The organism is Paenibacillus sp. J22P51 (assembly GCF_059692215.1).
In genome coordinates this window covers 13,369-27,311 of record NZ_JCAUAZ010000021.1, presented here as the reverse complement: position 1 = coordinate 27,311, position 13,943 = coordinate 13,369, and the positions used below count along the sequence as shown (strand labels likewise).

The 13,943-nt window shown below is 47.5% G+C and carries 16 protein-coding genes; 12 read left to right on the top strand and 4 right to left on the bottom strand.

The window, feature by feature from the left end; translation table 11 throughout:
- The first annotated feature begins 20 nt into the window (after positions 1-20).
- Both AC58QC_RS27625 and AC58QC_RS27620 read left to right on the top strand, forming a co-directional pair.
- Complete coding sequence (locus AC58QC_RS27625) at positions 21-422, top strand: hypothetical protein (protein WP_497418259.1); 402 nt, start codon at positions 21-23, stop codon at positions 420-422.
- Positions 423-774: 352 nt separating this feature from the next.
- A complete protein-coding gene (locus tag AC58QC_RS27620) occupies positions 775-951 on the top strand; it encodes a DUF2524 domain-containing protein (RefSeq protein WP_497418258.1) in 177 nt (58 codons plus the stop codon).
- Positions 952-1,029: 78 nt separating this feature from the next.
- Here AC58QC_RS27620 and AC58QC_RS27615 read toward each other — a convergent pair whose 3' ends face one another.
- A complete protein-coding gene (locus tag AC58QC_RS27615) occupies positions 1,030-1,434 on the bottom strand; it encodes a VOC family protein (protein ID WP_497418257.1) in 405 nt (134 codons plus the stop codon).
- 66 nt (positions 1,435-1,500) lie between these two features.
- On the opposite strand from AC58QC_RS27615, the gene AC58QC_RS27610 reads away from it, so the two are divergent.
- On the top strand, positions 1,501-2,295 hold the full coding sequence (locus AC58QC_RS27610) for a GNAT family N-acetyltransferase (RefSeq protein ID WP_497418256.1): 795 nt from the start codon (positions 1,501-1,503) through the stop codon (positions 2,293-2,295).
- A 179-nt stretch (positions 2,296-2,474) separates the two neighbouring features.
- Here the strand turns inward: AC58QC_RS27610 and AC58QC_RS27605 are convergent, their stop codons facing one another.
- Complete coding sequence (locus tag AC58QC_RS27605) at positions 2,475-3,740, bottom strand: sensor histidine kinase (protein ID WP_497418255.1); 1,266 nt, start codon at positions 3,738-3,740, stop codon at positions 2,475-2,477.
- Complete coding sequence (locus AC58QC_RS27600) at positions 3,740-4,420, bottom strand: response regulator transcription factor (protein ID WP_497418254.1); 681 nt, start codon at positions 4,418-4,420, stop codon at positions 3,740-3,742. Before AC58QC_RS27600 ends, AC58QC_RS27605 begins: the two co-directional genes overlap by 1 nt.
- Positions 4,421-4,629: 209 nt before the next feature.
- On the opposite strand from AC58QC_RS27600, the gene AC58QC_RS27595 reads away from it, so the two are divergent.
- From AC58QC_RS27595 to AC58QC_RS27555, 9 genes are all read left to right on the top strand, one after another.
- The gene (locus AC58QC_RS27595; RefSeq protein WP_497418253.1) at positions 4,630-5,376 is read left to right on the top strand and encodes a polyphosphate polymerase domain-containing protein; all 747 of its coding nucleotides are present in this window, start codon (positions 4,630-4,632) and stop codon (positions 5,374-5,376) included.
- A complete protein-coding gene (locus AC58QC_RS27590; protein WP_497418252.1) occupies positions 5,373-6,053 on the top strand; it encodes a DUF4956 domain-containing protein in 681 nt (226 codons plus the stop codon). The genes AC58QC_RS27595 and AC58QC_RS27590 overlap by 4 nt, the downstream gene beginning before the upstream one ends.
- Before the next feature lie 32 nt (positions 6,054-6,085).
- Entirely contained in the window at positions 6,086-7,822 is a 1,737-nt protein-coding gene (locus AC58QC_RS27585) for a carbohydrate-binding domain-containing protein (RefSeq protein ID WP_497418251.1), read from the top strand.
- Between the two features lie 442 nt (positions 7,823-8,264).
- Complete coding sequence (locus AC58QC_RS27580) at positions 8,265-8,633, top strand: GntR family transcriptional regulator (RefSeq protein ID WP_497418250.1); 369 nt, start codon at positions 8,265-8,267, stop codon at positions 8,631-8,633.
- Between the two features lie 3 nt (positions 8,634-8,636).
- Positions 8,637-9,350 (top strand): ABC transporter ATP-binding protein, encoded by a 714-nt coding sequence (locus tag AC58QC_RS27575; RefSeq protein ID WP_497418249.1) that lies wholly within the window; start codon positions 8,637-8,639, stop codon positions 9,348-9,350.
- Entirely contained in the window at positions 9,351-10,094 is a 744-nt protein-coding gene (locus AC58QC_RS27570) for a hypothetical protein (RefSeq protein ID WP_497418248.1), read from the top strand. It abuts the gene before it with no gap.
- Between the two features lie 2 nt (positions 10,095-10,096).
- Complete coding sequence (locus AC58QC_RS27565) at positions 10,097-11,176, top strand: DUF4097 family beta strand repeat-containing protein (RefSeq protein ID WP_497418247.1); 1,080 nt, start codon at positions 10,097-10,099, stop codon at positions 11,174-11,176.
- A 43-nt stretch (positions 11,177-11,219) separates the two neighbouring features.
- A complete protein-coding gene (locus AC58QC_RS27560; protein WP_497418246.1) occupies positions 11,220-12,152 on the top strand; it encodes an ABC transporter ATP-binding protein in 933 nt (310 codons plus the stop codon).
- On the top strand, positions 12,145-13,089 hold the full coding sequence (locus AC58QC_RS27555) for an ABC transporter permease (protein WP_497418245.1): 945 nt from the start codon (positions 12,145-12,147) through the stop codon (positions 13,087-13,089). Before AC58QC_RS27560 ends, AC58QC_RS27555 begins: the two co-directional genes overlap by 8 nt.
- A 60-nt stretch (positions 13,090-13,149) precedes the next feature.
- Here the strand turns inward: AC58QC_RS27555 and AC58QC_RS27550 are convergent, their stop codons facing one another.
- Entirely contained in the window at positions 13,150-13,941 is a 792-nt protein-coding gene (locus tag AC58QC_RS27550) for a hypothetical protein (protein WP_497418244.1), read from the bottom strand.
- Positions 13,942-13,943: the final 2 nt, after the last annotated feature.

Genomic DNA, 13,943 nt, shown 5'->3' with positions numbered 1-13,943 from the left:
TTAATTAGGAGGTAATGCATATGCCTGGAGGGAAGGGTCCTGGTAAACACGGCCATGAACACAAGAATGAGAATGGCAATAAAGAACAAGAAGTAAAAGAAACAACAGAAACGAAAGCAACAACAGAAACGAAAGCAACAAAAGAGACAAAGGAAAAAGGACAAAAAGAGGAAAAAGGCGGTAAGGAAGGTAAGGAAGCAGCAAAAGGGCAAGAGGAAAAAGGCAAAGGTAAAGAAGGCAAAGAAGGAAAAGAAGAAAAAGAAGAAAAAGGCAAGGGTAAAGAAGGCAAAGAAGGTAAAGAAGGCAAAGAAGGCAAAGAAGGTAAAGAAGGCAAAGAAGGTAAAGAAGGTAAAGAAGGCAAAGAAGGTAAAGAAGGTAAAGGAAAAGAGGAAAAAGGTAAAGAGGGCAAGGGTAAGAAGTAGGTTGTAAAGCTCCACAATGCATACCCGCAAGCCCGTCTTATAGCGGGCTTGAAGATTCTATAGCCGTATCAAATAAAATTTTTGGTAACCGTATAAACCATCCTCATACATAGTGGCCTTCGAACGATTGCAATCGTTTGTAAGGCTTTTATTTTTATCGTATCAAATTTAGCCAACTGCTTATAATAAACTCGCACTATCTAAAACCAAACCTACATTTCAAGGAGTGTGAACAACATGTCAGGTCACAAACAACAAGGGCAATCCAGAAAAAATACAACCACGCGAACACAGGATCAGAGCAGCAATAAGGGTGGAAAATAACGCTGATCGTACAGGAGGAGGCTGGAATATGCTCGAAAATGTAGAAAGTAATTATGATTGCGCGAACGCCGGAGATGATTTGCACAATTTGATACAGGAGCTTGAACAGTTTCAAGGCCCGGAAGAACAGCGCAATCGGCTTGAAAACCAGATCCAATTTATACAGAATAAGTGCTCCATCACCCATGAACATAACCCTAAGTAAAGAAAAGTCCATGCCTCTACTCTGAGGCGTGGACTTTTTAATAGGCTATACAGGAACATGCCGCCGGAAGCAAAGGAACTATCCAAGTCGAATGCCAATTTCCCAATGGTAGCCAAAAGGATCGACAACACGCCCAATGCGCCAGCCATGGCCTTCATTCATAGGTGCAATCTGCGTTGCTCCAGCGGCTAGCGCTTGTTTGAATAAAGAATCCGGATCGTGGACGGTTACGATCATGCGAAATGAACCTTGCTTTACGTACGCAGCGTTGAAATTAGGATCATCTTGCAGCCAGAAGTCAGCTCCTTGGATGGACAGGTTGATGATGGTGATCTGGCCGGTATCTTCTTCAAGGCGGTACAACTCACTCGCTCCGAACGCAGACTTGTAGAATTCAGCAGCGGCAGCGACGTTGTTCACAGATAGCCACGGCGCAATTGAAGCCGTAGGTGACGCGGATGAAGCTTGCGTGATATTGTTCATACGTATAGAACCCCCATCTAAGCCGGACATCGGCTGATCATTGTGAACATAAAGGAGAATTCAACCATGCCTAGCATAAAACCTTTCGATTATATGGAGCAAATCGAAAAAATTGAAACGGAGCTCACACAGCTGAACGCAAGCAGGTCATTGACCGCGGTGGCAAGAAAGCTTGAAGTCAAACAAGTGGGCAACTGCACGCTGCTAAGGGACACAACAGGGCAACCCTCAGCTTACTATAATCGGATTAAGGGCTTCGGCCCGGAGGGCCTGCAGAATCTTGATGAATTGTTCAGCGAATACGAGCCGACTGCGCCGCCTTCATTCGATCAGACACCGAATCACATGACAGAAGAGGTGACTAGTGCGTTGATCGCGCGAGGTTTGGTCCCCGTGGAACAACTGGTTTTTATGGTGATACACCTTGTCGACGCGGTGGAGTACACATCAGCTTATCCCATTGAGCGAGTAACTGAGGCGAGTGCGGAGACATTTATCCAGTGGATCAAGAAGTCACACGGGCAGATGGCAATCAATCAGGACATGATCGCGCGTGCGAAGCCTTATTTCTACAGTCCCAATTTCATCAATTATATGCTGACCATAGAGGGAGAGCCTGCGGCGATGGGGTCACTTTTCCGAAGCGGGGAAGCGGGATACATAGCGAATGATTTTACCTTTCCGTCGTTCCGCGGCAGAGGCTGCCAAACAGATCTGCTGAAGCAAAGACTATCGGATGCAGCTCGATTAGGCATGACAACCGTGTTCACGGATGTGGAATTCGGCTCAACGAGTCACGCAAACATGGAAAGGTTAGGCTTTAAGACCGTTTTCCTCAACACGTTGTGGATCAAAAAGTAATAGTCCGCTTCTCGCTGCAAATCGGCCAATTTGGTCAAAATAGCGCCCCTACGTTCCGTTGCAATGCATTGTCATGCGCCACCATAGGAAGAAGGCTGCCCCCAAGTATGAACTGCACTCCAACTGTTAGATGTGTCTAATAATCGGGGTGGGTCTACTTACGGGGCAGCCTTTTCTCATCAAGGAAGCTGCACATAAAACGACGTCGTCTCGCGCAGCACGCTTTTCGCATAAATTTTCCCCTTATGCTGCTCAACAATCGACTTCGCTATGGCTAAACCCAGCCCATAGCCGCCATGCTTGCGTGAACGAGACGGATCCGCGCGGTAGAAGCGATCGAATATTCGATCCACATGCTCAGGCGAGATGCCTTCACCTGTATTCGTGACAGTGAGAAGCGTATCGTTATGATGCTTCTTGAAGGTGAGCGTAATAGCGCCCTTCGGTGGCGTGTATTTGATCGCATTGTCCAAGAGAATCATGACCACCTGCTTGATTTGCTCGCTGTTGCCATACAGGTTCAATTCAGGCTCAATGGCATAGTCCAGTGAAATATCCTTCTCGAACACGACGGCTTCCATCGTGAGAAGGACGCTTTCCACAGATTCACTCACATTGAAACTGTTGTAAAGCATACGCTCCCTAGAATCGTCCATCTCGGTGAGATAGAGGAGATCGTTGGTGAGCGTCCTCATGCGTTCCGTCTCGGATTTGATACGGTGCAGCCACTTTGATTGATTCTCAATCGTGTCTTCACTATTGGCCAAGAGAACGTCCGCATTGGTGTTAATGACGGCTAGCGGCGTTTTCAACTCATGAGAAGCATCAGCGATAAATTGCTTTTGTTTCTGGAACGCTTCTCGGACCGGAGCGATGGAACGGTTGGCGAAATACCGACTTGTAAAAAAGATAACAATCAGCATTACCAATCCGACGAGCGAGAACGTATACACGAGGTTCGTGAGGATGTTCTGCTGAGCTGTGACGTCGAGATAGACGACGCAGTAGCCGGTGTCATTCTTTTGCACCATATAAGCCCAGCGGTTGCCGTCAAGTGTGAACTGGCCGATATCCGACTTGCTGGAAGCGGCTTTCTTCATGGCAAGCTCGTAGAACGCCGCGTCCATGTCGTAACGGGAATCCGTCGCCGTTATGTTCCACTGAGCGTCCGCCTGGAGCTGAAAAGAGACCGACCGCTCGGGCGGTGGGTTACTAGTTCCCTTGGTTTCTTGTTGATGAGGACCTCCATCAGGTCCGAGCTTCGGATTTCCCTTTTTCCCATCAGGCTTCAGGTAGAAGTCAGAGACACGGTGCAGCTCCATATCGATGTCGGCTCGCACGTTCTGATAGGTGATGAAATAAATCGTAGCGAAGGACAGGAGCATGATACAAGAAATGATAACCAAATTCACGATCAGAAATCGGTTGCGGAGCTTGCTGAACATTAGGACATCACCTCCTCCAGTACATATCCGACGCCTCTAAGGGTCGAGATTCGGACCGCCGCGTGTAGGAAGGTCAGTTTTTTGCGTAAAAAAGAGATATAAACCTCCACGTTGTTATGCTCCACCTCGGAATCGAAGCCCCATAGCTTCTCGATGATCTGTTCCTTCGATGTTACGGCATGCTTTCTCGTCATTAGCAGCTCCAGGAGCTCGCTTTCTTTTAAAATCAGCTTAAGCTCCTTCCCCTTGCACGTCAGCTTGAGATTTCCCGTATGCAATTCGATGTCCCCGAACTTTAGCGCATCCTCCGGTACCACCTCGCCTTTGCGTCGTAACGCCGCGCGTATGCGGGCTAACAGCTCCTCCGTTGAGAACGGTTTGGCCACATAATCGTCGGCGCCGTAATCCAACCCCGTGATTTTATCCGAAATTTCACCCTTCGCCGTCAGCAGAATCACAGGTGTTGAGATCCCTTTGGCGCGCAGCGTTTTTAGTATCGTAATTCCGTCCATCTCAGGCAGCATGATATCGAGCAAAAGAAGATCATATATACCGCTTAACGCGTTATCCAGCCCAGACTGGCCATCATGAACGGCATCAACCGAGTAATTGTGTTTTTTCAAAATTTGGGTTAAAGCCTCGGCAAGATGAACCTCATCTTCTACGATTAGTATCCTCATGTTCGTTTCCCCCTTAGTGCCGTCACGATGCTTCCAAATGGCATGGCTTCATTATAGGCAGAGAACCTTTAATCAACCTTAATAGTAGCACCTTAGTGCGGATTTACGAAAAAATAATATATTTAAGTTTCACTAAAGGTTCGGGGGCTAAGATACAGTCATGGAACAGCGAGCAACACGCAACATGAACAAGAAGGAGGCACACCGGAATGGCAATTGAAGTATTTAACCGATATGAAAATAAGTATCTGATGGATACCACAGCTTTTTACACCATTTACAATCGTCTGCTTGCATACATGGAGATGGACGCCTACAACAAGAACGATCAATTCTATTCCATCAGCAATATTTACTTTGATACCGAGCATAATTCGTTAATTAGAAATAGTTTGGCGAAGCCGAAATACCGAGAGAAGCTGCGAATACGAGCCTACGGGGTTCCTAAAGAGGATGCAAAAGTGTATCTGGAGCTGAAGAAGAAGGTGTTCGGACTGGTGAATAAAAGAAGAACAGCACTGAAGCTTAACGAGTCGTATGCGTTCGTACAATCAGGGATAGAGCCTGAGTTCCAGGCGTATATGAACAAGCAAGTCATTCAGGAAATTAAATATTTCCTGCAGCGCTATGCTTTGGAGCCGAAGGTATATCTGGCGTATGACCGGATTGCGATGTTTTGCAAAAATAACCGAGATTTGCGGATCACCTTCGACACGAATATCCGTTCCAGACGGTATGATCTCAAGCTGGAGAGCGGTGACTATGGAGAACAGCTGATGGCCCGTGGGCAGTGGCTCATGGAAGTAAAGACGGAGAAGACGATCCCGCTCTGGCTGTCCCAAATGCTATCGGAGCTTCAGATGTTTCGAATGAGCTTCTCGAAGTACGGCAACGAATACAAGAAAATGCGAATGAATCAATACGAACAAATAGCGGGGGAGAGGGTCCAAGTATGATCGATTCTATTTTTGCACAAGTCACAGCGGGCACAGAATTAACGCTAATGAATGCCTTATTAACACTGATTATTGCGATTGTGCTAGGCGCTATGATCAGCTTCACCTATATGAAAACACAGATCAACTACACCCAAAGCTTCACACTGACGATGATCGTTTTGCCAGTCATTGTAGCCATCATTATCTTACTGATCGGCAGTAATATCGCTAGAGCCTTCAGCCTTGCTGGCGCTTTCTCCATCATTCGCTTCCGAAGCGCTCCGGGAGATCCGAAGGATATTGCATTCGTCTTGTTCACGATGGCGGCAGGCCTGGCCTGCGGCGTTGGATCGTTTGGTTATGCGGTTCTATTCACGCTTGTGCTCTGCGTAATGATGTTTGTCCTGAAGGTAACGAACTTCGGTGCTAAGAAAGCCGCTCAGAAGCTATTGAAAGTGACGATCCCGGAGAACCTGGGGTACGAGGAAGCGTTTGATGAGATTTTCAAGACATTCGACATTGCTTATGAATTGAAAAAGGTAAGAACAACTGAACTAGGCAGCCTATATGAGCTAGTCTACGTCGTGACGATTGACCATTTGACGAGTCAGAAAGAGTTCCTAGACGCCATTAGATGCAGAAACGGCAATTTAGATATCACGTTAACGATGAGTCCTACAGCATCTGAATTCTAATAAATTTGTAAAAGCGAGAGGAAGAGATCCCAATGAAGAAACCTTTAAATATGAAAGGCGCAAGTGTCCTGCTATTATGTGCTGTTGTGCTAGCAGCATGCAACGAAACGACAGAAGGAGCTTCCAATACCGTAACTGCGACTGCTGCAACGACGACGGGAACGACTGCTTCTAGTGGAAAAGTGACGACTACGGATGTCATCCAGAAGGTCGAGTATGCGGCTGAGGATGCCTACACGGACTGGGCTTCTGCGAACCCGACGAAGATTACGTTGACGGGTACTAGCGCAACGATCGAGGGGTCGGGCGCAGCGGTGAAAGACAGCAAGATTACGATCGCGGCGGCAGGAACGTATGTAGTGAACGGTAAATTGAACGACGGTCAAATAATAGTCAACGTGAAGGATAAGGGAGTTGTTCGCTTAGTTCTAAACGGAGCGGAGATCTCGAATAGCACATCTTCGGCGATCTATGTCGAAGAAGCGGGCAAAACGATCATCAGCTTACAAGAAGGGACAGCGAACGTAGTCTCAGACGGAACGAAGTATGTGTATCCTGATGCCGCGACAGACGAGCCTAATTCTGCGATTTTCAGCAAAGACAGTCTAACGATCAATGGAACAGGAAAGCTGGTTGTGAAAGGGAACTACAATAACGGAATTACAAGCAAGGATAAGCTGAAAATAACGGGAGGTACGCTGGATATTAAAGCTGTTGATGATGGCGTGATGGGCCGAGACCTGGTCGCTGTCCAAGCGGGAACCTTGACCATTGATGCAGGTGGACACGGTATCAAAACATCGAACGATAAAGAGGGGGCCGAAGGCTACATCAGCCTTGCAGGAGGGTCGTTCACAATCAAATCCGGCGAGGATGCTTTGCATAGCAGCGGCGGACTTGACGTAAGCGGCGGAGATCTTCACATTAACGCTGGCGATGACGGCATTAACGCCGAGTTATCGATTGCTATCGCAGGTGGCACAATCGATATTGCTCAAAGCAATGAAGGGATCGAGGCGCCTGCGGTTGTGATCTCGGGTGGTAAAACCAGCGTTGTCGCAAGTGACGACGGGGTGAACATCTCTAGCGGCGCTGCCGAAACTGCCGAAGGCGGCGCTGGTGCTCCCGGCGCGAATTCGAGCAATATGCTGACGATTACCGGCGGCAGCTTAACCGTCGATTCCAAAGGCGACGGCTTGGATTCGAACGGCTCCATCACGATGAGCGGCGGTACGGTCATTGTCAACGGACCGACGGAGAACAACAACGGTTCCCTCGACTACGACGGCAACTTCGTGATGACAGGCGGCTTCCTTGTTGCCGCGGGTAGCTCCGGCATGGTGCAAGCCACGTCCGACAAGTCCACGCAAGCCGGCGTACTGATGACGTACACGAAGACACAGCAAGCAGGCGCGCTGGTTCATCTCGCTGATAGCGCAGGCAACGCGATCATCACCTTTGCGCCATCGAAGAACTATCAGTCGGTGTTCATCAGCTCACCTAACCTGAAGCAGGACGCCTCGTATACGCTTAGCTCGGGAGGATCCTCGACAGGCACCGCAATGAAAGGTCTTTATGACGGCGGTACGTATCAAGGCGGAACGAAGGTCGTCGACTTCAAAACGTCGACACTCATCACGTGGCTGAACGAAACAGGCGTAACCGCGGCTCGAAGCGGGATGATGGGCGGACCCGGTGGCGGCGGTCCTGGCGGACAAGGCGTAGGCGGCATGCCGCCCCAAGGTGGCGGACAACGTCCACAGAGATAACATAGAGCTGTCCCGCATGAACCAGTGTGGGGCAGCTTTTTTGCTGTTCCATGTGGGTTTGGGGGTGCGGAATGCTACCGCCACAAGTAGCTGTGTACTTCTCTCAGACCGGAACTGCGTTTAGTCCGATTTCTCCGAATTAAATCAGGGGTTCCTCTCGAAAGAGGCCGATTAGTTCGATTTTGCAGAATTAAATAGCCGTTTTCCTTAGTAAATGACGGTTTAAAGCGATTTAGTTAGGCAAACTCGGACTAATCAAGGAAAGCTGGCGCGAATAGCGCGAGTTGTTCGATATATTCGGACTACATGCGTTGGGGGGGGAGAAAGCCTCGCCACCTGGTCATACCACAAATAGGCATTGACAATCCAAACAAATGGAAATATTCTTATAGTGCACTAGTTCAATAGTGTACTGGTTTGCGGTTCAGAGGAGGGTAGGACAGTGCAACTTAATTTTAACAGCCCGAAACCGATTTATTTACAGATGGTCGATGAGGTCAAGAAGGCGCTAGCCAGAGGTGAGCTCTCGCCAGGGGACAAAATCCCGTCCCACAAGGAACAAGCACAAATATTACAAGTGAATCCCAATACAGTCATGCGGGCTTACCAAGAGATGGAACGCGAGGGGCTGACGGAGACGCTACGGGGACAGGGAACTTTTATCAAGAATGATCCTGCCATTCTGCGATCGATTCGTTCTGAAATGGCGCAATCCGCGGTGCAGCAATTTATTGAAGAAATGCGCGGTTTGGGCATTGAGCCGGAAGAAATGGCGCATATGCTCCGCGATACGTTAAACAAGGAGGGGTAGACCGTGTCCAATGCAGAGAATCCTTACATGATCGAATTGAAGGATATACATAAGAAATATTTATTGAAACAAGCCATAAGAGGGATTGATCTTCAGATCAAGAAGGGCACGATTGTTGGATTGCTTGGGCCTAATGGCAGCGGCAAATCAACTTTGCTCAAGATGCTGGCCGGTCTGATCTATCCCACCTCAGGCAGTATCCTCGTAGGCGGCAGAAAGCCTGATGTGCACAATAAGCAACAGGTGGCCTACTTGCCTGAGATTGATCATCTCTATGGGTGGATGACGGTGAAGGAAACACTGCGGTTTATAGCTGGATTTTATCAAGATTGGCAGGAAGATAAAGCAGCAGCCATGTTGGTAAAGATGGAGCTTGATGAAAATCAGAAGGTTCGGAATCTCTCGAAGGGAATGCGGGCTAGGTTGAAGCTGATCGCAGCGTTGTCGCGCAAGGTTCCGCTTGTTCTGCTGGACGAGCCGTTCTCGGGCATTGATCCCTCATCACGGGCCAAAATTATTCGCTCGATTATTAGTGAGTTCCAATCCGATGAGCAGACGATTGTGCTTTCTACCCATTCCGTGAATGAATCCGAGCCCATGTTCGATGATGTAATTTTTTTACAGAATGGCCAGATTACGATATTCGACTCAACCGAAAATTTGCGTGAGGCGTACGGTTGTTCGTTAGAGAACATTTGGGAGAAGGTGTACGGGTAGATGGCATTCTGGAACCTAATCAGGAAAGAAGTAAAGAGTATTTTCCCCCTATACGGTTTTTTCGCGGCGGCGGTTGTTGCTTTGCATTTGTTTCTATTATTCAAAAATGCCGCCTTGGATATCGATTCGGCTGTCGCGCTATCCCTATTTGTTCCGTACTTATTCCTAGCTGTCATAGCGATAGGAACAGGTTATTATCAGCTCCATGTGGAGTGGAAAACGAACTCGATTTATCTCCTCTTGTCCTTGCCTATTCGTGGGTGGAAGGTGTTGACGGCCAAGCTGGCGGCAGTGCTATCTTTACTCATTGCAACGTCCATATGGATTAGCGCAAGCTTTGCGATCGTGCTACTGCGTGTCATGTGGGATGAAGTAGGCGCAAGCGAGGATTGGACCGATCTAGGCCCGAGTCTTCTTAGTCTAGCGGTTCATATGTTTTGGGGCGGCATTTTTGTTATTTTGTTCTTTTTAATTGTCGTGCAGTTCACGTTCCTATGTGGGCAGCTCGTTGCAAAGTTCAAATGGCTTGTGATGCTCAGCGCATTTTTTGGCATCAGCTGGTTGGTCCTCCGAATCAGCCCGCTGCTAGCTAACCTGCTGACTTGGACGCCAGAGATCGTTATTGGACATGAAGGTTCAGATATGGCCTTTTTACATTCGGGTCCTTTTATTGGACTTGCATTGCTTAGCATCGGGTTAATTGCCCTGAATGGTTTTATTTTCGAGAAAGAAGTGGAGGTGTGAAGATGTCTTTTCACAAAAAAAGGAGTGTTCTTCTGGCCTCGGTTGTCATTCTGTTCATACTCGCGATTCTGGATGTGTCCTTCCGTGAGGAAGATGTATTTCAAACTTTTAGCGGGCAATTCGTGAATGAACAGAAGGAGGATGCCTATAGCGGGGCAAATCGAGCCGTTACGGCAACAGCTCAGCTTCAATCGGATATCACGAAGCAAGACATCAAAGAAGTGCTGCTCTCTAGTCGTAGTGGAAAAGTATCAGTCATGCGTTCAGAGTCTCCTAACATTCGGTTGCAGTATACAGTTACAGCAACGGCCGCGGATAAAGAGGCAGCCAATCGCAGACGAGACGCTGTCAAGGTAGAAGAGGAAGTCCAGAATGGACAACTAACCCTCGTGACGAAGGCCAATGGCAAGCCGATTGATCAAGACTTCATAGCGATTGATTATGTGCTCTCTATTCCCGATGCCATGAAGGTGACGATCCAGAATGAAGATGGAGCCGTACGAATCAGCGGAATTAACGGAAATGTTTCAGCTTCTTCGACTAGTGGACTTATGGAGATCGTCGATGTAAAGGGTGAGCTTTCGGCGAAATCCGCGTATGGAAGTCTATATATGACCGACATTACGGGGAATATTGATCTAGTAGTCCGCTCTAGTAAAGTGAATATTGACCACTCACAGGGTAATCTTGATCTCAACAGCCAATCAGGCAATACCAACATAACTGACATAACGGGTAAGGTCACAGGGAATGCGCAACACGGCTCCGTTTACTTTCGTGAAGTGAAGGGTTCTGTAGACGTTATAGGACGTGGCACTGATATGCAATTCGACCATATACAGGGTGATACCCGAGTAGTGTCGGACTCAGGAGGCAATATGACATTCATTTTGCCGAAGGAGGAGGGCTATACGTTGGATGCCGCGGTGAGTGGGGGACGTATTCAGAGCCTGCTGCCCATACCTATCCAAAAGATGAAAGACAGCGAGTATGAAACCCGCATGAGCGGCGTCGTGGGAAAAGGAACAAGGAGAGTAGACGCCAAGTTGAAGTCGGGCGATATGATTTTTCAAGTCAACTAAATGATAGCTGCTAACCAAATCGAATTGAAAAGGAGACCTCCTCATGAGTAGTGAGCCCATCGTAAGTCTGCGTGGCGTCACCAAGCGAATCGGACGTACCACGGTCATTGATAATCTGACCTTTGATGTGCCGAAAGGTGAAATATTTGGATTCCTAGGGCCCAACGGCGCAGGAAAGACAACAACAATCCGCATGATGGTTGGCTTAATGTCCATCACGCAGGGAGAAATTGTGATTAAAGGAAAGAACATTAAGCATGAATTTGAGCAGGCCATCCGCCATGTTGGCGCTATTGTTGAGAATCCCGAAATGTACAAGTACTTAAGTGGCTATCACAACCTGGTTCATTACGCGCGCATGGTGCCTGGGGTTACGAAGGAACGGATCGATGAAGTGGTCAAGCTGGTGAGGTTGGAGACTCGGATTCACGACAAAGTGAGGAAGTACTCGCTGGGCATGCGTCAGCGGTTAGGTGTTGCACAAGCACTGCTCCACAGGCCATCACTGCTCATACTGGACGAACCGACGAACGGACTCGACCCTGCGGGAATTCGTGAACTGCGCGATTACTTGCGTTATTTGACGCGAACCGAGGGGATCACCGTCATCGTGTCCAGCCATTTGTTAACCGAAATGGAGCTGATGTGTGATCGGGTTGCAGTCCTTCAGCAAGGGAAGCTTGTCGATGTGAAGACGATACAAGATTTCATGCAAGACTCGAAGGATGGGACACAAACCTATTTGATCGAAGCATCGCCGCCTGAACAGGTTCATACGGCCCTTGTTGGCATGACTGGCGTGAAAGAGGCGAAAGTCGTTTCGGAGGGTGTGGAACTCGTTACGGAGCGGGATTGCATACCTGATATCCTAGCCCATCTCATGCGTCAGGATGTGCGCATCTATGGTGTTCAAGTAGTGCGGCAATCACTGGAAGATCGGTTCTTGGAAATGACAGGAGGCGAACAAGTTGGTTAATTTAATTCTTAACGAAAATATGAAGCTTTATCGTCGTGTACGCACATGGCTCATGGTCGCCATCATGATCGCGGTCGTATTCCTAGGCAGTTTTATGGATTGGTATTATGATGACAAATCGGGAGAGACAGATGCGTGGCGGGATCATGTGATTGAGCAAAAGCAGGAACTCACAAACGTGCTGAAGGAATCGAAATTGAATGAGGAGAGCAGGCAGTCCTTTCAAAAGCGAATCGCCGTGTACGATTACCACCTAGAACATGACATTCACCCGGAAGGGGGGACGATGTGGAGCGGCATTAATGATTCGGCGCATTTGATTATCTTAATCACGTTGTTCACCGTCATCGTAGCGGGGGATAGCTTGGCTGGAGAATTCACGACGGGAACGATTAAGCTGCTGCTGATCCGACCAGCGAACCGCACCAAGATATTAGTGTCGAAATATGTGTCTATGATTATATTTGGTTTGCTTCTGCTCGTCATCCTGTTTATCGTTTCCGTTCTATTGAACGGACTGCTGTATAAGTTTCAGCAGTGGAACTTGCCGCTCGTGAGCGTTAACGACGCAGGCAGCATCGTCGAGAGTAATATGTTTGGGCACCTGTGGAAGTCGTACTTACTCAATGGTGTATCGACCATCATCTTCGTCACGATGGCCTTCATGATATCCTCTGCCTTCCGCAGCAGTATCATGGCAATTGGCTTCTCGATCTTCGCCCTATTTGCAGGCGCGATTTTTATGGAGATCCTGCAGCCGTACGAGTGGGCTAAATACATGCTGTTCGCCAATATTGATCTGTCCCAGTACCTTAGCGGCCGCCCGTATCAGAAAGGGATGACCTTGGACTTTTCTATTATTATGCTAAGCGTCTATTTCATCATTTTCAATCTAACAGCGTGGCTCGTGTTCACGAAGAGAGACGTGGCTGCGTAAGAACAGAGAGTAGCATAGGAAAGGGCACCCGGCCGGGTGCCCTTTCCTATGCTATGGAGGCTAAACCATTTCTAGTTGTCCTAAATTATAATAATGGTCTTGTACAAATGTTACTAATGTTTTGATTAGTTGTCCTTTGAAAGAGTCAGAAATAGATTGACCCGTTGGGTTCGAATAATTGTAACTTTTCATGTCTGTATGATAAGAAAAACCTAAATTGATTAAGAAGTCATGAAGTTCATTGGGAAATTGATCGGATCCTATTTTTTCAATAAAATAATTTGTAGCGCAAATTTTTACATCTGTGTCCCCCTTTCCAGTATAGACACTAAATAGGTCAGTTTTGTTTTGTAAAATCCATTGTCCTTTTGAAAAGATGGATAATCTAGATTTATCCAAAGTAGCGAGCGCATTCAGATTTACACCGAAAATCTCATTGACTATTCTTCTAATTTCCGACCCTGTTATTTTATTTCCACATGTTAGTAGATATCTGTCCATGACTTCAACTTTCGACATAGACATGATTTGAGAGTCGAGATCAGTTGAAGCGGGGTCAACTTTTAGGGATTCTCTAACACGTACCATGATATCGAAGGGAAATGAAGCTAAAAGGCTGCCTTCACCGTTTGCAGAAATGGTATCTAAGCTAATTCGATAAACCATTTCAATAACTTCCCTAATCTCATTACCTTTTATTTTTTTGTAATGGGAAGCCAGATATCTGTCCATAACCTCGATATTCGACATCTCATTAATTTGACGATCCAATTCCGTAGAATGAGATGATCCTCCCAAATCCATTCTGACTACATGCATTATGTTCTGAGGATATTTAGTTGTAAGAAGCATAT